This is a genomic window from Chitinasiproducens palmae, assembly GCF_900095735.1.
GTDB lineage: Bacteria > Pseudomonadota > Gammaproteobacteria > Burkholderiales > Burkholderiaceae > Chitinasiproducens > Chitinasiproducens palmae.
In genome coordinates this window covers 73,269-93,811 of the sequence record NZ_FNLO01000005.1, presented here as the reverse complement: position 1 = coordinate 93,811, position 20,543 = coordinate 73,269, and the positions used below count along the sequence as shown (strand labels likewise).

Annotated in this window: 16 protein-coding genes; 8 read left to right on the top strand and 8 right to left on the bottom strand. The window is 67.1% G+C overall.

Going from position 1 to position 20,543, the window contains the following annotated elements; all coding sequences use genetic code 11:
- Window positions 1–83: 83 nt before the first annotated feature.
- The 3 genes from BLU54_RS24455 (at window position 84) to BLU54_RS09865 (ending at window position 5,335) form a co-directional block, all read left to right on the top strand.
- The gene (locus tag BLU54_RS24455; RefSeq protein ID WP_091907582.1) at window positions 84–1,781 is read left to right on the top strand and encodes a methyl-accepting chemotaxis protein; all 1,698 of its coding nucleotides are present in this window, start codon (window positions 84–86) and stop codon (window positions 1,779–1,781) included.
- 112 nt (window positions 1,782–1,893) lie between these two features.
- Entirely contained in the window at window positions 1,894–4,914 is a 3,021-nt protein-coding gene (locus tag BLU54_RS09870; protein ID WP_091907580.1) for a PAS domain-containing protein, read from the top strand.
- A 130-nt stretch (window positions 4,915–5,044) separates the two neighbouring features.
- Window positions 5,045–5,335: a putative quinol monooxygenase gene (locus BLU54_RS09865; RefSeq protein WP_091907579.1), complete on the top strand. Its 291-nt coding sequence runs from the start codon at window positions 5,045–5,047 to the stop codon at window positions 5,333–5,335.
- A gap of 125 nt (window positions 5,336–5,460) precedes the next feature.
- Here BLU54_RS09865 and BLU54_RS09860 read toward each other — a convergent pair whose 3' ends face one another.
- The gene (locus tag BLU54_RS09860) at window positions 5,461–6,105 is read right to left on the bottom strand and encodes a DUF3293 domain-containing protein (RefSeq protein WP_170845098.1); all 645 of its coding nucleotides are present in this window, start codon (window positions 6,103–6,105) and stop codon (window positions 5,461–5,463) included.
- A 150-nt stretch (window positions 6,106–6,255) separates the two neighbouring features.
- On the bottom strand, window positions 6,256–7,038 hold the full coding sequence (locus tag BLU54_RS09855; protein WP_091907575.1) for a class I SAM-dependent methyltransferase: 783 nt from the start codon (window positions 7,036–7,038) through the stop codon (window positions 6,256–6,258).
- Between the two features lie 256 nt (window positions 7,039–7,294).
- On the opposite strand from BLU54_RS09855, the gene BLU54_RS09850 reads away from it, so the two are divergent.
- A complete protein-coding gene (locus tag BLU54_RS09850) occupies window positions 7,295–7,531 on the top strand; it encodes a DUF2795 domain-containing protein (protein WP_091907573.1) in 237 nt (78 codons plus the stop codon).
- A 99-nt stretch (window positions 7,532–7,630) separates the two neighbouring features.
- On the opposite strand, the gene BLU54_RS09845 is transcribed toward BLU54_RS09850, so the two are convergent.
- The 5 genes from BLU54_RS09845 to dnaA form a co-directional block, all read right to left on the bottom strand.
- Complete coding sequence (locus tag BLU54_RS09845; protein ID WP_091907571.1) at window positions 7,631–9,697, bottom strand: putative bifunctional diguanylate cyclase/phosphodiesterase; 2,067 nt, start codon at window positions 9,695–9,697, stop codon at window positions 7,631–7,633.
- Between the two features lie 405 nt (window positions 9,698–10,102).
- On the bottom strand, window positions 10,103–10,870 hold the full coding sequence (gene tam / locus BLU54_RS09840) for a trans-aconitate 2-methyltransferase (protein WP_091907569.1): 768 nt from the start codon (window positions 10,868–10,870) through the stop codon (window positions 10,103–10,105).
- Between the two features lie 132 nt (window positions 10,871–11,002).
- On the bottom strand, window positions 11,003–13,471 hold the full coding sequence (gyrB, locus tag BLU54_RS09835; protein WP_091907567.1) for a DNA topoisomerase (ATP-hydrolyzing) subunit B: 2,469 nt from the start codon (window positions 13,469–13,471) through the stop codon (window positions 11,003–11,005).
- 136 nt (window positions 13,472–13,607) lie between these two features.
- Entirely contained in the window at window positions 13,608–14,717 is a 1,110-nt protein-coding gene (gene dnaN, locus BLU54_RS09830; RefSeq protein ID WP_091907565.1) for a DNA polymerase III subunit beta, read from the bottom strand.
- A gap of 350 nt (window positions 14,718–15,067) precedes the next feature.
- On the bottom strand, window positions 15,068–16,591 hold the full coding sequence (gene dnaA / locus BLU54_RS09825) for a chromosomal replication initiator protein DnaA (RefSeq protein ID WP_091907563.1): 1,524 nt from the start codon (window positions 16,589–16,591) through the stop codon (window positions 15,068–15,070).
- A gap of 583 nt (window positions 16,592–17,174) precedes the next feature.
- Here dnaA and rpmH point away from each other — a divergent pair.
- The 4 genes from rpmH (at window position 17,175) to yidC (ending at window position 19,840) form a co-directional block, all read left to right on the top strand.
- Window positions 17,175–17,309 (top strand): 50S ribosomal protein L34, encoded by a 135-nt coding sequence (rpmH, locus tag BLU54_RS09820; protein ID WP_091908010.1) that lies wholly within the window; start codon window positions 17,175–17,177, stop codon window positions 17,307–17,309.
- Window positions 17,310–17,389: 80 nt separating this feature from the next.
- Window positions 17,390–17,890 (top strand): ribonuclease P protein component, encoded by a 501-nt coding sequence (rnpA, locus tag BLU54_RS09815; RefSeq protein WP_091908007.1) that lies wholly within the window; start codon window positions 17,390–17,392, stop codon window positions 17,888–17,890.
- A 22-nt stretch (window positions 17,891–17,912) separates the two neighbouring features.
- Entirely contained in the window at window positions 17,913–18,146 is a 234-nt protein-coding gene (gene yidD, locus BLU54_RS09810) for a membrane protein insertion efficiency factor YidD (protein WP_091907561.1), read from the top strand.
- 20 nt (window positions 18,147–18,166) lie between these two features.
- Window positions 18,167–19,840 (top strand): membrane protein insertase YidC, encoded by a 1,674-nt coding sequence (gene yidC / locus BLU54_RS09805; protein WP_091907559.1) that lies wholly within the window; start codon window positions 18,167–18,169, stop codon window positions 19,838–19,840.
- 92 nt (window positions 19,841–19,932) lie between these two features.
- Here the strand turns inward: yidC and BLU54_RS09800 are convergent, their stop codons facing one another.
- On the bottom strand, window positions 19,933–20,346 hold the full coding sequence (locus BLU54_RS09800) for a hypothetical protein (protein WP_091907557.1): 414 nt from the start codon (window positions 20,344–20,346) through the stop codon (window positions 19,933–19,935).
- Between the last annotated feature and the right edge of the window lie 197 nt (window positions 20,347–20,543).

Sequence of the window (20,543 nt, the reverse complement as noted above, 5' to 3'; positions counted from 1 at the left end):
GTCCGGCGTGCGCGCCGGTTCGCCACGTCGAACGGCCAATGGTCGTCCGGCGTCTTCGATCCCCGCAGTCGCTTGCCACCATAATGAATTTGACCAACCGTTTGATGACCGCGCTGCTCGGCTCCGCGGTCGCCCTGCTTTTCGTCGGCGGGCTCGGGCTGTATCAGTTGCAACGCAGCCAGGACCGCTTCGAGAGCGTGCAGGAAAACATCATGCCGAGCATCGTGGAGTTGAACCGCGCCCGCACGGCGCTCACGACCGGCAACGTCGCCGTCTACAAGCACATGCTGGCGTCCGATGCCGCCGGCAAAAGCGCGATGGAGAAATTGATCGCCGAGAGCGATGCGGACTTCGACCGCTCGCTGAACCATTACCGGCAACAACTGGTGGCCGACGACCAAGATCGGCAGCTGGTCGAGGCCGAGCAGGCCGCGATGGAGGCCTATCGCCGTAGCCGTACCCAGGTGCTCGCGCTGTCCACGGCCAACGACACGGCCGGCATGAACGAGATGATCGCGCGCGGCGACGGCACCAAGGCCGCGCGGGCGGTGAACGCGGCGCTGGACGAGCAGTACGCGTACAACAAGACGCTTGGCGACCGCTTGCGTGCGGAGAACCGCGCCTCGTATCACTTTGCCGTGGCCGCGTTGGCGATCGTGATCGGCCTGACGCTGCTCGTCTCCGGCGTGCTGGGCGGACGTCTGTACCGCGACATCCGCCAGGGCCTGCACGGCATGCGCGACCTGATGCAATCGCTCGCCCAAACCCTCGACCTGCGCCGCCGCGCGCCCGCCGACAAGAACGACGAACTCGGGCAGACGGCCGTCGCATTCAACGGCCTGCTCGGCAAACTGGAGGAAGTGGTCGCCTCGGTACGACATACCGTCGGATCGGTGCAGGTCGCCGCGCGCGAAATCGCCGCCGGCAATCAGGATCTGTCGAGCCGTACCGAGGAGCAGGCCGCGTCGTTGGAGGAGACCGCGTCGAGCATCGACGAATTCAGTGCCACCGTGCGTCACAACGCCGACAACGCCCGGCAGGCGGCGGGCCTTGCCTCCAACGCGACCGACGTGGCGGTGCGGGGTTCGAGCGTGGTGGACAGCATGGTCGGCACGATGTCGGAGATCCGCTCGCACTCGGCCCGCATCGCCGATATCACCACGCTGATCGACGGCATCGCGTTCCAGACCAACATCCTGGCCCTGAACGCGGCAGTCGAAGCGGCGCGCGCCGGCGACAGCGGCCGCGGCTTTTCGGTGGTCGCCGGCGAGGTGCGCTCGCTGGCGCAGCGCTCGGCCAGTGCGGCCAAGGAAATCAAGGCGCTGGTCGAAACCTCGGTGCAGGCGGTCGAAACGGGCGCCGCGCATGCCAACGACACCGGCCAGGCGATGGCCGAGCTGAAGCAGGCGGTCGCTCGCGTCACGGACGTGATCGGCGAGATCGCGGCCGCCAGCGAAGAGCAGAGCCGCGGCATCGAACAGGTGAACCTGGCGATCGGCCAGATCGACCAGGTGACGCAGCAGAACGCGGCACTGGTGGAACAGTCCGCCGCGGCCGCGCACTCGCTCGACGAGCAGGCCCGCAGCCTGCGCGACGCGGTCGAGGTCTTCAAGGTCGGCGAAACGACGCGGGCCGTGGGCGCGGCAACGGCCGTCGCGAGCACCCGGAGCGTGGCGGCGGCGCCTGTCACACAACGCCCCGAGCGCAAACCAGCGGCGCCCGCCCCGAAGCGGGTGGCCCAGCCGGCGCTGGCCGCGGCCGGCGACTGGGAAAGCTTCTGAGCACCCCGAGCGCGGCATCGGCGAATCTCAAGTACAGTAGTTGTCTTTCGAGATAGGGATTCGACCGGTGCCGGCTGTCGCGCCGCACCGGTCGAATCCATGCTGATGCCCGGTGACTGCTGACACCTACGACACGGTTTTCGCCGATCTGGCGGGCGAACTGATTGCCACCACCGACTGGGATGCGCATCCATTGGGCGCGCCCGGCAAGTGGTCGACCAGCTTGCGGCACGCGTTGTTGCTGACGCTGCGCTCGCCGATGCCGGCCGTCCTGTACTGGGGCGAGTCCGCCTGGCAGTTCCGCAATGCGGCGCATGCCGCGCAAAGCGACCGGTCGCCGGGCGGCGACCAGCGCTGGCCCGCCGGCCATCCGTGCGACGATCCGGCCATCCGGCAGGCCCTGAAAGCCGTCTGGGCGGGCGCGCCGGCGCAGCTGAGCGGCGTCGACTTCCTGCCGGTTCATGACCTTGAGACCGGCGGGTGCGCGGGCCTGCTGGCGCTCTGGCGCACCCCGGCCGAGGCGGCGGCTGACCTGGCGGCTGACCTGGCGGCTGACGTGGCGGCCGAGGCATCCCCCGGGTCGTCGGCCGCGGTGCGGACTGGTGAGTCCGGCCGGGCCGGCGCGGCCGACGAGGGTGCGTTGCCGCCGTGGATGGAACAGCACGAAGCCGCGCATCGCGGCAGTCAACTGCTGGGCTTTTGGCGTTGGGACGTGGCGAACGACCGGGTCACCGCCAGCGGCCGCTTCGGCCGGCTGTATTCGGTGTCGTCCGATCTCCCGCCGTTTCCGCCGCTGGCGGCTTTCCTGGCCGGCATCGATGCGCGGGATCGCGACCGCGTCACGCGGGCGATCGCCGCCAGCGTCGCGTCCTGCGGCGAGTTCCGCGAGGAGTACCGGTTGCGGCAGGCCGACGGGCGGCTGCTGTGGGTGCAGGCGGTTGGCCATTGCACGGCAGATGCCGAGGCCGGCCGCGCGGCGTTTTTCGATGGCGTCTCGATCGACATCACCGAGCGCAAGGCGGCCGAGGCGGCGTTGCGGCGCAGCCAGCGCCAGATGCGGCAGTTGGCCGACTCGATGCCCATGCTGATCGGCATCCTGGACCGCGACGAGCGTTACGAATTCGTCAATGCCTACTACGCAGAGTGGTTCGGCCTCGACCCGCACTCAGTGATCGGCATGACCGCGCGCGAACTGCTCGGCGAGCAGGCCTATGGGGCGCGCGGCGACGCGTTTGTGCGCGCCTATGCCGGCGAGCGGTGTTCGATGGATGCGCGCACCCCGCACCGCGACGGCCGCGATCGCATCGCGCATCTGGAATATCTGCCAAGGCGACGCGCCGACGGGCAGGTCGACGGACTGTACGTGATGGTCTACGACCGGACCGAGCAGATCCGCGTCGAGGCGGCGCTGCGCGAGAGCGAGCGACGCCTGACGCTCGCGCTCGATGTCGCGCAATTGGGTATCTTCGAATTCTCTTCCGGCGATGGGCGGCTGGTCTGGGACGCGCGCTGCCGCGACCTGTTCGGCGTTGCCGCCCAGGCCCCGATCGACCGGGCGCTGTTCCTGTCGCGTCTGCATCCCGACGACCAGGCCTCGCATCGACGGATCGTCGACGCCTTGCTGGACGTCGCTGCCGAGGGCGCGTACGAAAGCCGCTACCGCATCGTGCTGCCGGACGACCGCCGGGTGCGCTGGATCGCGGAGAGCGGCCGCGCCGTGCGCAAGCCCGACGGCAGTCTGCAGCTGCTCGGCACGGTGCGCGACGTTACCGCCGAAACGGCCGCCGCGGCGACGCTTCATGAGCTGAACGAGTCGCTGGAGCGGCGCGTCGAAGCCCGCACCTTCGAGTTGCAGCGTCAGGTCGCCGAGCGCGAAAAGATCGAGGAAGCCCTGCGCCAGGCGCAGAAGATGGAGGCGATCGGCCAGCTGACCGGCGGCATCGCGCACGACTTCAACAACATTCTGGCCGGCATCAGCGGCAGCCTCGAACTCATCAGCCGGCTGGCGGGCCTGGGGCGTGTCGCCGAGATCGGCCGCTTCGCCGACAATGCGCTCACGTCGGTACAGCGCGCCGCCGCGCTGGTGCAACGGATGCTGGCGTTCTCGCGGCGGCAGGCGCTGGAACTGCAGCACGTCGACGTCAACGATCTGGTCCGCGGCCTGGAGGAACTGCTGCGCCGCACAATGGGCGAGACGATTGCCATCGCACTGGCGCTGCAGCCGCACGCCTGTTGCGCGCGGACCGACCTGCCGCAGCTCGAGAGCGTCTTGCTCAACCTGGCGATCAACGCGCGCGACGCCATGCCGGACGGCGGACGGTTGACGATCCGTACCGAGTTGCGAGTGCGCGACGCCCACGCGGGCGGCGTCGATCCGTTGCCGGCCGGCGAGTATGTCGTGCTGTCGGTCACCGATACTGGCGTCGGCATGCCGGCGTCGGTGCGGCAGCGCGCATTCGACCCGTTCTTCACGACCAAGCCGACTGGCAAGGGTACCGGTCTGGGCCTGTCGATGGTGTACGGTTTCGCGCGCCAGTCGGGCGGCCTTGCAACAATCGACAGCCAGCCCGGCGAAGGCACGACGGTCTCCGTCTGGCTGCCGCGCGAGGCGCGCCACGACGAAGACGCGCAGGCGCTGCCCGAGCCGTCGCTCGCGCACGCCCGTCAAGGCGAGACGGTGCTGTTGGTCGAGGACGACCCGTCGGTACGCCTGCTGGTGCGCACGGTGCTCGACGAGCTCCGCTATACGGTGCTGGAAGCGGACCATCCGGACCGGGCGTTGGCCTACCTGGATTCGCCGTGCGACATCGACCTGCTGGTCAGCGACGTCGGCCTTCCCGGCATGAACGGCCGGCAACTGGCCGAACTCGCACGCCAGCGGCGGCCGCAGCTGGCCGTGTTGTTCATGACCGGTTATGCGGAGAACGCCGGGCTGCTGCGCGGTACGCTTGAGCAGGGCATGGACGTGATCTCCAAGCCTTTCTCGATTGCCGCGTTTTCCGACCGCATCCAGGCCATGCTGGTCGCTCGCACCGATCGCACCGATCGCACCGATCGCACCGATTGCACCGATCGCACCGATCGCACCGATCGCACCGATTGCACCGATTGCACCGATCGCACCGATCGTTGAGGGCCGCGTGGCCACGCGCCCGAGGCGTGCCGCGCCTGCGGTGCCGGTCTGGCCCGCACCGCAGGCGCGGTCGCAGTCCGTCCTGCAATCCCTGCCGCAGCCCACTCACAGTCCGAGTCAAGGAGATACCATGTCGGAAGCCGTTGCCATCATCGTCGTCTTCACCGTCGCGCCCGAGCACGACGCGGCCTTCCGCGAGGCGCTGGATGCCGTCGTTGCCGGTTCCGTGGCGGAAGCCGGCTGCGAACGCTACGAGGCGCACCGCGACCCGACGCAGTCCGGGCGCTACCTGCTCGTCGAGCGCTGGCGCGACGCGGCCGCCGTGGCGCAACACAACCAGACCGCGCACTACAAGACGTTCGTCGGGCGCCTGCCGAGTCTGGCGCAGGCCGACGTCACGCGTTGGCAACCGCTGGCCTGACGTCGGCAACCGGCGCGCGCCCACCGCCACGCAAGGCGTGTGCGGCGCAGCGCGGCGGTCGCAAGTCGCAAGTCGCAAGTCGCAAGTTGCGCGCTTGCCTCTTCCGGGGTTATCGGGCGTCGCAATCAGGCGTAGCGATTCAGCGTCTCGATCGAGCGCCGATCAAGCAGCGATGACGCGTCGGTCAGCCTGAGCCGCGGATGGAGCTGCAAGTGCACGGAGCCGTCCGCCTCGACCACCACGGCGGCGTTCTGCTCGAAGCGTTCCAGCAGGCGGTCGGTGCATGCCGCGCTCGCGCCGAATGCGAACACGCTCTCCTCGGCCGGCCATTCGCCGCTTGGATCGACGCCGAGCGCGGGCAACATGGTCAGGCCGACGTCCAGCAGGCAGGCGTGCAGCGCGCGCTGGCGCTGCTCGTTCTCGGCGAATTCGCGCGGCTCGCTGAATGGATTCCAGGCGGTGAGCAGAATCGCACGGTCTGCCTGATATTCGGCCAGCAGCGCGGCGGCGGCCGGGCTGCGCGCTCCAATTCGCAGATGCAGGCGCGGCGCGGCCGACACCTGGAAATCGCTGGCGCGGTAGGCGGCCAGCAGGGCCTCGGATAGCGGTGGCGGGCAACGCGGCGCTGCGTGCGCTGTCGAGCGCGTCTTCTCGGGCGCAGCGACCGCGGCTTCCCTCTCGGCTGTGGTCCTCGCTTGGCCAGCGAGCGCGGCAGCCAGCGGTGTGACGGGTGCCGATGTCAGGAGATCGTCTTGCAGGTCGTTCGCCATGCCGTGCCTCTTTCGATTTGCAACGCTATGCGCTTTCCTCATGCACGTCGCATGCCGCGCATGAGCTGCCGCGCGAACGGCGGCGCTGGCGACTGCCGTCAACGATGCCCGCGAGCGATGACTGCTGGGAATGACTGCTAGAAATGACTTCTAGGGAAGACCGCCGGCAAGCGCAGCGAAGCGGTAGGCACGCGTTTCATAGGGGAACGCGACCTCGGCTGCGGTACGCAGTGCGGGATGGCCGGCGATCAGCGCCAGCAGGCGCTGCTCGACCCTGGCGCGTTCGGCGTCAGGCAGCGCGGCGATGAAGCTGATCGACAGCGTGCGATCCACGATCACCTGGCGTGGCGGGCCGCGATGCGCATAGGTCAGCGTGGTGATCTCCGCCTCGCCGAACGGCGCGCCGTCGAATGCCTGCCGCCAGGCGCCGGAGTGGAAGCGCGGCGTACCGGCTTCGTAAGGCGCGATGATCCGGCTCAGCTCGGCAACCCAGTCGACCGACTCGTCGCGTACGTTCCAGACCAGTCCCAGTGCCCCGCCGGGACGAAGCACGCGATGAAAAGACCGCAGCGCCGCCGCACTCGCGAACCAGTGGAACGCTTGCGCGCAGACCACCACGTCAGCCACGCCGTCGTCGAGGGCAAGCGCCTCGGCCGTACCCGCCCGCACATCGGCATCAGGCAGGGTGGCGGCAAGCTGCGCGCGCATCGCGGCAACCGGTTCCACGGCGATGACCTGTGCGCCAGTCTTTGACAAATGTGCGGTGAATTTACCGGTCCCGGCGCCCACTTCGACGACGGTGCGGCCGCTGTGCAAGCCGAGGGCGCCGCGCAGCCAGGCTTCGATTTCCGGCGGGTAGTCCGGCCGACCGCGTGCGTAGGTCGCGGCGCCGGCCGAGAAGCCCGCGCTGGCGCTGGGATGGATGAGATTCATCGCATGCCTCCTTGGGTAGCTCACGTCAGTATGCCTGCACGGCGCGTTGCCGACAGCGCCGCTGCGTGATGCCGGCGGGTACCGGGGCGACTCTCGTGCCCTGTCCGGCGCGGGTCGATCAGGAAGGGCGATCGCGCACTGTCGCGAGCGCAAGCGCTTTGCGGGGTGGAACGAGCGATGCGACCCGTTTCAAGCGGCGCGGCCGGCCAGGGCGGCGCTGCCGTCAGCCATTCGTTCAACCCACAGGAGAACGCTCATGTCCCAGCATCCGTCGCATGCCCAAAGCCACCGCCATCCGGATCAACCCAGTCCGATCGATGTCCAGAAAGCCCTGCAGGGCGCCGACTATCCGACGCGCAAGCGAACCCTGCTCGAGACCGCCCGTCACAACCATGCCGACGGCGCTGTGATCGAACTGCTAGACAGGCTGCCCGACGACCAGAACTTCGACAGTCCGGCCGCCGTCTCCAAGGCGGTGGGCCAACTCCAGTAACGGCGTTGCCGGAAGCGGGGAAGCGCGCGACGTCGCCGGCGAGGCAGCGGCGGGTGGGCCGCCGCACTGCCTACGGTCGCGGTTCGTGGGCCTGGCTGCCTACGCGCCCTGCGTCGGCGTGCCGTGCGCGAAGTCTTCGGCCGGCACCGGGTGCCCGAGCAGGAAGCCTTGCAGGAACGAACAGCCGAGCCGTGTCAGCAAGGTCTGCTGCGCGTTCGTCTCGACGCCTTCGGCGACGATCGTCAGATTCAGCGTGCGGCCCAGCGCGACGATCGCGGAGACGATCGCGGCGTCCTCCGAATCGTGTTCCAGGTCGCGCACGAAGCCGCGGTCGATCTTCAGCTCGGTGGCGGGCAGCCGCTTCAGGTGCAACAGGCTCGAATAGCCGGTGCCGAAGTCGTCGATCGAGATGCGCACGCCCATCGCGGTCAGTTCCTCGAGCACCGTGCGGCTGTCGTCCACGTTGCGCATCGCCGTCATCTCGGTGATCTCGAGCACCAGCGCATCGGGCGGCAGTTCGTGACGGGCAAGCGCGGTGCGTACCGACGGAATCAGCCCGGCATTCGAGAACTGCAGCGACGACACGTTCACCGCCATCGTCCAGTCGCGCCAGCCCGCATCACGCCAGACACGCGCCTGGCGGCACGCCTCGTTCAGGACCCATTCGCCGATCGGCACGATCAAACCACTTTTCTCGGCGAGATGGATGAACTTGTCCGGCAGCAACAAGCCCCGGGTCGGATGCTGCCAGCGCAACAGCGCCTCGGCTCCGATCACCGGACCCGCCGGCGCCACCACCTTCGGCTGGTAATGCAGCACCAGCTCCTGCCGGTCGACCGACTCGCGCAAGTCCTGGATCAGCTCCAGTTGCTCGCGCACGTTGGCGTTCATCGAGTCTTCGAAGAAGCAGTAGCAGTTGCGGCCGAGCGCCTTCGAGTGATACATCGCGGCGTCCGCGTTCGCCAACAGCGTGCGGGCCTGATCGCCGTTTTCCGGATAGACCACGATGCCGACGCTCGCCGACACCCGCAGGCGATGGTTGGCAATCTCGAACGCTTCCCGCACCGCGACGACGATGCGTTCGGCCACCGTGGCGGCGTCGGTCGGCTCGGTGATGTCGAACAGCAGAATGAATTCGTCGCCGCCGAGACGCGCCACCGTGTCCTGGTCGCGCACGATGCGCTTGAGACGGTCCGCCACGCCGACCAGCAGCATGTCGCCGACATGGTGGCCGAACGCGTCGTTGATCGCCTTGAAGCCGTCCAGGTCGAGGAACATCAGCGAGAAACGCCGCCCGCCGCGGCGTGCGCTGCTGATCGCCTGGTCGAGCCGGTCCTCCAGCAGGCGCCGGTTCGGCAGCTTGGTCAGGTTGTCGTGCAGCGCCAGGTAGGTCAGTTCGCGGTTGGCCTCGGCCAGCGAAGCCGCCAGCGCGGCGGTGCGTGTTTCCAGGCGCACGTCGAAGATCGAGGCGACCAGCGAGATCGCCAGCACCGCGACCGTCACGACGATGATCGACAGCGCCAGCCAGTTGCTGGTCACGCTGCTGACCGCGCCGCACACGCTGCCGACGCGGAAATGCGCGGCGCTCATGCCGGTGTAGTGCATGCCGGCGATGGCAGCCGCCATCAGCAACGAGGCGGCGAACTTGACCAGGCGCGGATAGAGGACGCGCTGCACCAGGTGGAAGGTCATCCATAACGCAATGCCCGATGCGACGATCGCGATCGCAACCGACAACACCACCTGCCAACGACCGTATTCGATCGCCGGGTCCATGCGCATCGCAGCCATGCCCATGTAGTGCGTGCCGGCGATGCTGGCCCCCATTGCCAGCGCGCCAAGCGCCAGCCGCAGCGGCGGCACCACGGGCTGCGCGACCACCCACAGCGCCAACCCGGCCGCGCCGATGCCGATCGCAAGCGCCAACAAGGTGACCAGCGGGTCGTAGCCGAGCGGCACCGGCAGGCTGAACGCGAGCATGCCGACGAAATGCATCGACCAGGTGCCCAGTCCCATGGCCACCGCGCCGCCGGCGAGCCACCAACGCACCGCGCGACCGCGCATGGTCGCCAGGCGGCGAGCCATGTCGAGGGTCGTATAGGCCGCCATGACGGCGACCATGAATGAAAGCAGAACAAGCAGGCTATCGTAGCTGCCGGGGTACATCTGTCATCCTTGCTCGTAGCAAAGGCCGGCCTGCGCCCGGTCGGCTTTAGCCGGCCAGCGTGCGGCAGCGCTTCTCGATTCTTGATTAGTGGAGACGGCGCGTCGGCCAGGCACTCGCGTCGCGTCTAATCGCGAGCAAGAGCGCACCGGCAGCATCGTGTAACCAGCGTATCACGCCGCGAAGAAAGGCAGGCAGGCGCGCCGGGAACGGCTCGGATGGCTGGATTGGCGGGCAAAAAAGCCCATTCATCCAATCTCGCCGCCCGTCTCCGCACTATGTGACGGTAATTATTACGCGGGCGATCGCGGCGCAGCGGCGACGCGCCGTTTCCGGCTTCCTCGGGTCCCTCAGCCTGCTGCGGCTCGTCGAGCACGGACGCGCACCGCTCGTGCCGCCCGTGACGTTCATTGCGCCCGTGACGCCACGATAAACAGACGCGGAAAAGGCAGGAGTACCGAACCATCCGGCAACGCCGGATACGCCTGCGCGATGCCTGCGTGATAACGGTGCAGGAACGCATCCCGTTCGGCTGCTTGCAGTGCGCCCAGATAGGGCCGTAGCACCGACGCCTTGAACCACTCGACAATCGCCGCCGCGTCGGCAAGCGGATGGTAATAGGTCGTGCGCCACACATCGACGCGCGCGCAGTGCGGACGAAGCAACGCGTAATACCAATCCGCCGTGTGCCGTGGCAGGTGTCGCACATTTTCCAGCCGAGCGGCCCACGGTCCCGCGCTGGCCACCTCGCGCGCGACGCGATGCGCGGGTTCGTCGATGTTGTCGGGCGTCTGGATCGCCAGGCTGCCGCCCGCCGACAACTGCGCGAGCAGGCGTGGGTAGAGCGTTGCGTGATCCGGCAGCCATTGCAGCGAGGCGTTCGCGAGAATCACGTCCTGCGGCAGCGCTGCCTGCCATGTCGCAATATCCGCCAATTCGAAGCGCGTCGAAGGCATCCGCTCGCGGGCGGCGGCGATCATGTCGGGCGAACTGTCGAGGCCGGTCAACGCGGCGTCCGGAAAGCGCGCGGCCAGCACTGCGGTGGAGTTGCCCGGACCGCATCCGAGATCGGTCCCGTGCGTCACCGGCCGCTCGGGCAGCGCCGCGACCAGATCGCGCACCGGGCGGGTGCGTTCCGTTTCGAAAGTCGAGTACAAGCGGGCCGACCAGGACATGCGCGCGCTCCGTTGGCGATGGGATGCGCGCAGTATAGGACGGTCGCGCCGCGTTACCTACCATCAAGCAAAACGCCCGGACAGGCTGGGCGTTCGTGAGAGGCAGCGGGCGGCGTTCGCGCCCGCGTCACATCAAACGTCGATGTTGCCGGCCTGCAGCGCGTTGCCCTCGATGAAGGCGCGACGCGGCTCGACATCGTCGCCCATCAGCGTCGTGAAGATGCCGTCGGCGGCGATCGCATCGTCGATCTGCACCTTCAGCAGCCGGCGCACGGTCGGATCCATCGTCGTCTCCCACAGTTGCTCGGGATTCATCTCGCCCAGCCCCTTGTAGCGCTGCGTCGAGAAATTGCGCTCGGCGTCGTCCATCAGCCACTTCATCGCGCCCTTGAAGTCGCTCACGGCCTGCGCGCGTTCGCCGCGCGAGATGGTCGCGCCTTCGCGAATCAGGCCTTCGAAGGTCTCGGCGGTGGCACGCAGTTGCCGGTAATCGGCGGTCGCCATGAACGCGTCGTCGATCACGCTGACCTTCAGGTTGCCGTGGTGATAGCGCTTGATGTGCAGTGCCCAGGCGTCGCGCAGGTCATCCTTGACCACTTCGACTTCGACGCGCGGTTCCAGCGGATTGGACGACAGGCGCGCCGACATCGCGGTGGCGCTCGCCGCCGCCGCGTCGGACGAGGCGAGGTCGATCACCACGCCGTCCATGATCGCTTCCAGCGCATTGCCGTCGACCACGCGGCGGACCCGTTCGATCACCGCGCCGGACAGCAGATAGCTGCGCGCGAGTTCGCCGAGCGCATCGCCGACGATCGGCTCGGCGCCTTCCGCCGGCACCAGCGCCGCGCCGTTCAGCGCCAGACGCAGCTTGTACAGACGCAGCTCGCTCTCGTCCTTCAGGTAGCGCTCGTCCTTGCCGTGCTTCACCTTGAGCAGCGGCGGCTGCGCGATGTAGATGTAGCCGCGCTCGACCAGCTCGGGCAACTGCCGATAGAAGAACGTCAGCAGCAGGGTACGGATGTGTGCGCCGTCGACGTCCGCATCGGTCATGATGATGATGCGGTGATAGCGGAGTTTGCCGACGTTGTAGTCGTCCTTGCCGATGCCGCAGCCCAGCGCGGTGATCAGCGTGACGATCTGCTCCGACGACAGCAGCTTGTCGAAGCGGGCCTTTTCCACGTTCAGCACCTTGCCGCGCAGCGGCAGGATCGCCTGGAACTTGCGGTCGCGTCCTTGCTTGGCCGAGCCGCCGGCCGAATCACCCTCGACCAGATAGATTTCGCACTTGCTCGGATCCTTCTCCTGGCAGTCGGCCAGCTTGCCGGGCAGGCCGCCGCCGTCGAGTACGCCCTTGCGTCGCGTCATGTCGCGTGCGCGCCGCGCCGCATCGCGCGCGCGCGCCGCGTCGACGATCTTGCCGCAGATGATCTTCGCGTCGTTGGGCGTCTCGAGCAGGTATTCTTCCAGCGCCTTCGCGACGCTTTCCTCGACCGGCGCGCGCACTTCGGACGACACCAGCTTGTCCTTGGTCTGCGAGCTGAACTTCGGCTCCGGCACCTTCACGGACAGCACGCAGGACAGGCCTTCGCGCATGTCGTCGCCGCTGGTCTCGATCTTCGCCTTCTTCGCGATCTCATGATCGGCGATGTACTTGTTGATCACGCGGGTCATCGCCGCGCGCAAGCCGGTCAGGTGCGTGCCGCCGTCGCGTTGCGGGATGTTGTTCGTGAAGCACAGCACGTTCTCGTTGAAACTGTCGTTCCACTGCATCGCCACTTCGACGCCGATGCCGTCCTTCTCGGTGCTGACGTAGAAGACGTTCGGGTGCAGGACCGTCTTCGCCTTGTTGATGTACTCGACGAAACCGCGCACGCCGCCGGCAAACGCGAAGTCGTCTTCCTTGCCGTTGCGTTGATCGACGAGTTTGATGCGCACGCCGTTGTTCAGGAAGGACAGTTCCCGGATTCGCTTGGCGAGGATGTCGTAGTGGAAATCGACGGTCGTGAAGATCGACTCGTCGGCAAGGAAGTGCACCTCGGTGCCGTTGTGCTCGGCGTCGCCGATCACCGGGATAGGCGAGACGCGCACCCCGTCGATTTCCTCGATCTCGCGGTTCACCGGCACGCCACGGTTGAATTCCATGAAGTGCTTCTTGCCGTCGCGGCGCACCGTCAGGCGCAGCCAGCTCGACAGCGCGTTTACGCACGACACGCCCACGCCGTGCAGACCGCCCGACACCTTGTAGCTGTTCTGGTCGAACTTGCCGCCCGCGTGCAGTTCGGTCATCACGATCTCGGCGGCGCTGCGCTTCGGATCGTGCTTGTCGTCCATCTTCAAGCCCGTCGGGATGCCACGCCCGTTGTCGACCACCGAGATCGAGTTGTCGGCGTGGATCGTGACGACGATGGTGTCGCAGTAGCCGGCGAGCGCTTCGTCGATCGAGTTGTCCAGCACCTCGAACACCAGATGGTGCAGACCGGTTCCGTCGGACGTGTCGCCGATGTACATGCCGGGACGCTTGCGTACCGCCTCCAGCCCTTCGAGGATCTGGATCGACGACGCGCCGTAGCTGTCGGTCTGGGCTTTGTGCTGTTCGGTCATGACGGATTCCGTATGAAGCTTGTTTTCTGGGGTCGCGTGCCCGGGCCGGGGCATCGGCGACCGTCCGGCGCGAGGCAAGCGGCCCGGCGTCCGCCGGCCGCGCGCCCGCGCCGCTTGGGCGCTGGCCGTGCGGCGCTCAGATGCGCATTGGCATCACGACATACTTGAATTGCTTGTCGTCCTCGGGCAGCGACAGCAATGCGCTGCTGTTCGCGTCGCCCAGGCTGATCTCGAACATGTCGTTCTTCACGTTGGCCAGGATGTCGAGCAGATAGCTGACGTTGAAGCCGATGTCGATCGTGTCGCCGTCGTAGGCGATCTCGATCTCGTCCTGCGCTTCTTCCTGCTCGCTGTTGTTCGAGCGGATGCTGATCTGGCCCGGCGACACCAGCAGGTGTACGCCCTTGAACTTGTCCGAGGTCAGGATCGCGGCACGTTGCAATGCGCGTTGCAGTTCCTCGCGGCCAACCGAGAACGTGTTCTTGTAGCCCTTCGGGATCACGCGCTGGTAGTCCGGGAACTTGCCCTCGACCAGCTTGGAGATCACCTCGGTGTCGCCGAACGTGAAGCGGGCCTGCGACGGCGCCAGCTCGATCGTCAGCGGGTCGACGCTTTCTTCCAGCAGGCGCTGCAGTTCGAGAATGGCCTTGCGGGGCACGATCACTTCCTGGCGCGGGTGCTCGCCGGCGTCCAGCGTGATCGCCGCCATCGCCAGCCGGTGCCCGTCCGTCGCCACCGCGGTGAGCGAGGCACCCTCGATCACCAGCAGCATGCCGTTCAGGTAGTAGCGCACGTCCTGCTGCGCCATCGCGAAATGCACCAGGCCTAGCAAGTGCTTGAACTCACGCTGCTGGATCGTCAGTTGCGGGCCATAGTTCGGCGCCAGCGCCAGCGTCGGGAAATCGTCGGCAGCCAGCGTCTGCAGCGCGAAGCGGCTGCGGCCGCACTGCACGGTCAGCTTCTTGTCGTTGAGCGACAGGGCGGTATCGCCGAACGGAAGCGTGCGGACGATGTCGAGCAGCTTGCGCGCCGCGACCGTGGTCGACGCGTCCTCGCCGCCGGAGGCGATCGGGGCGCGCGTGGTGATCTGCAGCTCGAGGTCGGTCGACACGAAAGACAATTCCTCGCCCTGCTTCCGGATCAGCAGGTTGGCGAGGATCGGCAGCGTGTGACGACGCTCGACGATGCCTGCCACCGTCTGCAGCGGACGCAGCAAGAGGTCCCGTTCGGTCTTGGCCAGTTGCATGTGAATTCCTCGATGATCCGTGGTCGGCGCAGGCGGTGACGAGCCGCCCGTCCGACCGGGTGTGATGCCGTTTTTTCAATGCTTTCCGGACCGTCGGCGTGATGACGGACGAAAAACGTATATTGTGCCTCAAAGGCATAACGCAACGGCACCTGCCGCCGCGCGCAAGCCACTTTCAGGCGGTTTCTCCGCCGATTTCGGCCACTTCCACCCGGCTACGCCGCGGTTTCCGGACCAATCCTCGCGGCCGGGCGGCTGTTGCCGATCCCGCCGATCCCGGCCGTCGCCTGCGCGCGGCTGCCGCCGCCCGGCGCGCGCCACATACGGCGCCCCACCCCGCGCCGGTCCCGTCATCCCTTCAGCGTCTGCTCCAGCACGTGCAGTTCGTGGTTCAGCTGGGCATCCTTGCCGCGCTCGTCGGCAATCTTGCGAACCGCGTGCAGCACGGTCGTGTGGTCGCGGCCGCCGAACAGATCGCCGATCTCGGGCAGGCTCTTCTGCGTCAGTTCCTTGGCGAGATACATCGCGATCTGGCGCGGCCGCGCAATGTTGGCCGGCCGCTTCTTCGAATACATGTCCGCGACCTTGATGCTGTAGAAGTCTGCCACCGTCTTCTGGATGTTCTCCACGGAGATCTGGCGGTTCTGCACGGTCAGCAGGTCCTTCAACGCTTCCTTGGTCAGCTCGATGGTGATCTCGCGGCCATGGAAGCGGGAGTACGCGAGGATCTTGCGCAGCGCCCCTTCCAGCTCGCGCACGTTCGAGCGCAGGTGCTTGGCCACGAAGAACGCGACGTCTTCCGAGAGCGCCTGCTGCTCCGACTGCGCCTTGCGCATCAGGATCGCGACGCGCATCTCGAGCTCGGGCGGCTCGATGGCCACGGTCAGGCCAGAGTCGAAGCGCGAGATCAGCCGGTCGTCGATGCCGGAGATTTCCTTCGGGTAGGTGTCGCTGGTGATGATCACCTGCGCCTTGTTGGCGACCAGCGCCTCGAACGCGTAGAAGAATTCTTCCTGCGTACGCGACTTGCCCGAGAAGAACTGGATGTCGTCGATCAGCAGCAGGTCGAGCGAGTGGTAGTAGCGCTTGAACTCATCGAACGCCTTGCGCTGATAGGCCTTCACCACGTCCGACACGTATTGCTCGGCGTGGATGTAGCGGATCCGGGCGTTCGGATTGTCGACCAGCATCTGGTTGCCGATCGCATGGATCAAGTGGGTCTTGCCCAGACCGACGCCGCCGTACAGGAACAGCGGGTTGTACGAGGTGCCCGGGTTGGCGGCGACCTGAATCGCCGCGGCGCGGGCGAGCTGGTTGGCCTTACCGGTGACGAAGTTGTCGAAGGTCAGGACCAGGTTCAGCTTCGAGCGCTCCAGCGCGCCCGGTGCGTCGGCCTGCGCGGATGAGTTGCGCCAGGTGCGGCGGCCCGCTGCGGCTTCGGTCGCGTCGATGCTCGGCACGTCGATGTTCTGTTCGTCGCCGAACGCGACCTTCTCAGTGGCGGCCGCGCTGGCCGCACCCGCCATGCCGCCGCCCACCGGGCCAGCCGACGCGACGGGCGTGCCGGCGCCGCCCGCCGGGGCAGGCGCGAGCGGGCGCGGCGTGCTGACCGGCGCGCGCACGCCGCCGGCCGGGTCCAGCACGAACAGCACGTCCACCGGCATTTGCCAGAATTCGCGCGCCAGATCGGTAATGCGGCCGGCGAACTGGTTCTTGACCCAGTCCAGTTTGAAACGGTTCGGTGCGGCGATGCTGAGCCGGTTGTTCTCGGCGTCGAAGGACACCGGGGCCAGCGGTCTGATCCAGGTCTGGTACTGCTGAGGCGTCAACTCGTGCTCAAGCAATGCCTTGCAGTGTTGCCAAAATTCATTCATCGAGGAAAGGCGACGGTCGGAACGGGCATGCGTCCACGCGGCCGCGCAGCAGATCGGCAGCGGGCGCGACGCGCGCCCGCTGGGGCGCCGTCCGGTTGGCGCGGCTGGCCACGTCCGGGGCTGCCGACAGGCGGCCGCGGGGGTGGAGAAGTCGCGGAAGGCAAACCGGAAGTTTATCGCTAATCGGCCCGCGAGGACAGTTATCCACAGCCCGTCGGGCGATTCGACCGGTACCCGGCAGGCAGTGCGCCGGTTGGCGACGCGTGCATGCCCGGTGCACCGTTGCGTTCGGCCGCAGCGGCGCCAGACGCGCGCGCCGCGACTGGATCGGTGCCAGATAATTGACACCCCCGCGTAAACCGGCTCTAATAGCAGGTTCCGCAAAACCGACTCCTGTAAGCGACTTTCGATCGTGCCCGGTGCGGCCGGCTGTGCCGGACCGGAGGGCATGCCGATGGGCCGTCCGGGCTTCGCGCCTGCGGGCCAGCGGCACGGTCGCAACCGCCTGGCGTCTGCCCGTCACTCCCGACGGCAGGCGCGGTGGACCTTGAGCCGGCGCCACGAATTTCTCAGCGAGCACAACATGAAACGTACTTACCAGCCTTCCGTCACGCGCCGTAAGCGTACCCACGGTTTCCGCGTCCGCATGAAGACCGTCGGCGGCCGCAAGGTAATCAACGCCCGTCGCGCGAAGGGCCGCAAGCGCCTGGCCGTCTGAACGTCGCGGCGTTCGCCGCCGACGCGGCAGGCACCGCGGTGACGCAGGATGCCGGGCACGCGCGGTCCGCGAGCGAATCGATGCCGGACACGATGCACGAGGCGGGAATGGGCCTGTCCCCGCACCGCTCGGAGAGCAACCCGCCGGCGGTGCCGCAGCGGGGTGAGCACGCCTTTCCGCGCAGCGCACGCCTTCTGAAAACGGATGAGTTCTCATCCGTTTTTCGTTTGCGGCCCTGGCGGCGTTCCGACCACTTCGTGCTGTACCTGCGCCCGACCGGGCAGGCGGCGCGTCTCGGGCTGGTGGCCGGCAAGAAGGCCGCGCCACACGCCGCCACGCGCAATCTGATCCGGCGCCTGACGCGCGAGGCGTTCCGGATGCGGCGCGCCGAGCTCGCCGGCTTCGACGTGCTGCTGAGAATGCAGCGGCGCTTCGACGCGGCGCAGTTCGGTAGTGCCGCCGCGGCGCCGTTGCGCGCGGCTTGCCGGGCGGAGATCGAGACGCTGTTCGAGCAGTCGCTTGCGCAGCTCCGGCGCCGCCAGGGCACCGCGCCGCCGCGGCGCGAGCCACGTGCGGAGTGACGCCATGGGTCCAGGACCATCGATGTCCGGCGTGATGATCGCGCTGCTGCGCGTCTACAAGCTCACCGTCAGTCCCCTGCTCGGCGAGCGCTGCCGCTTTTATCCGTCCTGCTCCGATTACGCGCGCGAGGCAATCCAGTATCATGGCGCCGCGCGCGGCACGTATCTGGCCGTCAAGCGACTTTGTCGCTGCCATCCCTTTTCGTCAGGCGGGGTCGACCCGGTTCCGCCCCCCGATCGAGTCGGTCCCCGATAAGCTCGGCTTCGAGGCAACGCATGGAAATCAAACGCACCTTTCTTTGGGTGATCTTCGTCGTTTCGCTCGCGCTCCTATACGATAACTGGCAGCGCTTCAACGGCCATGGCTCGATGTTCTTCCCGAGCGCCGTGCCGACCAAGGCCGTCGCGGGGAACGGCAAGCCGGCCAATGGCGCTGCCGCGCCGCACGCCGGCGACGTGCCGAGCGGCGCGCCGGGCAGCGTGCCCGCGCCGACCGCCGGCGAGCAGACCGCTTCGCGCGGCGAGAAGATCCACATCAAGACCGACGTCTTCGATGGCGACATCGACACGCTCGGCGGCACCGTGACGCGGCTTTCGCTGGTCAAGCAGAACGAAGGCAAGCAGCCCGACCTGTACATCACGCTGTTCGACCAGACGCCCAACCACACGTATCTGGCGCGTACCGGCCTGATCGGCGGCAACTTCCCGAACCATACGACGTTGTTCTCGGTGGCGCCGGGCCCGCGCACGCTCGAACCGGGACAGCAGACCCTGCAGGTCAGGCTTGAATCGCCGGACGTCGGCGGCGTCAAGCTGGTGAAGACCTACACGTTCACGCGCGGCAGCTACGTGATCGGCGTCGACCAGCGCATCGAGAACGTCGGCACCCAGCCGGTGCAGCCGACCGTCTACATGGAACTGGTGCGCGACGATACGCCGGTGGAAACGCCGCGCTTCTCGCATACCTTCATCGGACCGGCGGTCTACACCTCGCAGGACCACTTCCAGAAGATCTCGTTCAGCGACGTCGACAAGGGCAAGGCCGACTACGCGCGCCAGGCGGACAACGGCTGGATCGCGATGGTGCAGCATTACTTCGCATCGGCGTGGATCCCCACGCAGGGCGCCGCGCGCGATGTCTACGTCGGCAAAACCGATGCGTCGCTGTACCGCGTCGGCTACAAGCTGCCGGTCACGGCGATCCAGCCGGGCGCCAGCGCGGACGTGAAGGCACGGCTGTTCGCGGGCCCCGAGGAAGAGCGCATGCTCGAAGGCGTCGCCCCGGGCCTGGAGCTGGTCAAGGACTACGGCTGGGTGACGATCATCGCCAAGCCGCTGTTCTGGCTGCTCGAAAAGATCCACAGCTACCTGGGCAACTGGGGCTGGTCGATCGTCGTGCTGACGCTGCTGATCAAGGCGGTGTTCTTCCCGCTCTCCGCCGCCAGCTACAAGTCGATGGCGCGGATGAAGGAACTGACGCCCCGCCTGCAGGCGCTGCGCGAGCGCTACAAGGACGAGCCGACCAAGCTGAACCCGGCAATGATGGAGCTGTACAAGACGCACAAGGTCAACCCGCTTGGCGGGTGTCTGCCCGTGGTCGTGCAGATCCCCGTCTTCATCTCGCTGTACTGGGTGCTGCTGTCGTCGGTTGAAATGCGCGCGGCGCCGTGGGTGCTGTGGATCCATGATCTGTCGCAGCAGGATCCGTATTTCATCCTGCCGATCCTGATGACGATCTCGATGTTCGTGCAGACCAAGCTCAATCCGACGCCGCCGGACCCCGTCCAGGCCAAGATGATGCTGTTCATGCCGCTGGCCTTCTCGGTGATGTTCTTCTTCTTCCCGGCCGGCCTGGTGCTGTACTACGTCGTGAACAACGTGCTGTCGATTGCGCAGCAGTGGTACATCACGCGCGTGATGCACGGCGAGCGCAAGAAGAAGGCTGCCTGAGTCCGCGGCGCCCGTGCACGGGCGTCCGAGATGAAAAACGCCGCCCGGTGAGGAACCGGGCGGCGTTTTGTTTTTGGACGAGGGGCGGGGCCTCAGCCGCCGTCCGGGGTCGGCGGCTTCTTGGTGTAGAGCTGCTTGATCATTTCGCCGACCAGAAAGCGCTGTTCAGGGTCCAGCGTTTCGAACTGGCGCGCGATCAGCAGACTCTCATACGAGAGCGGATAGGCCAATGGGTCGACTGGCACCTCGCGCGGCAGGACGCCGTGCCGCATCCATTCGTAGCGGACCCCGAACCACGTGCAGAGCGTCGCCAGGTTTTCCTCATTCGGGATCGCCCGTGCCTTCAGCCATTTGTCGGCGGTCTGCGCGGTGATCTGCCGCTCGCCTTGATGGCGCAGATTGAATTGGTTGGCGAGCTGCGTCGGGCCGCGTACCTTTTCGGGCAGGCGCGCCAGCTCGTGCTCCAGCCGTTTGGAGAACGCCGCTCTTTCGTCTGACTTGGACATGGGCCGGATTCTGCACGGGCGCCAACGCGGGATTTATCTTGAAAAGATAAATGTATCTCAAACGGTTTACATGAGTCGGTGGCCTCGCTACACTTCCTGCTGTGGTGCTGGCAACGAGGGCGATCGGCTGGCGCTACAATTTGCGCCGTTGCCTCTTTCCCCTGGCAACGGCTTTTTTTTGGCGCACCGGAATCGGC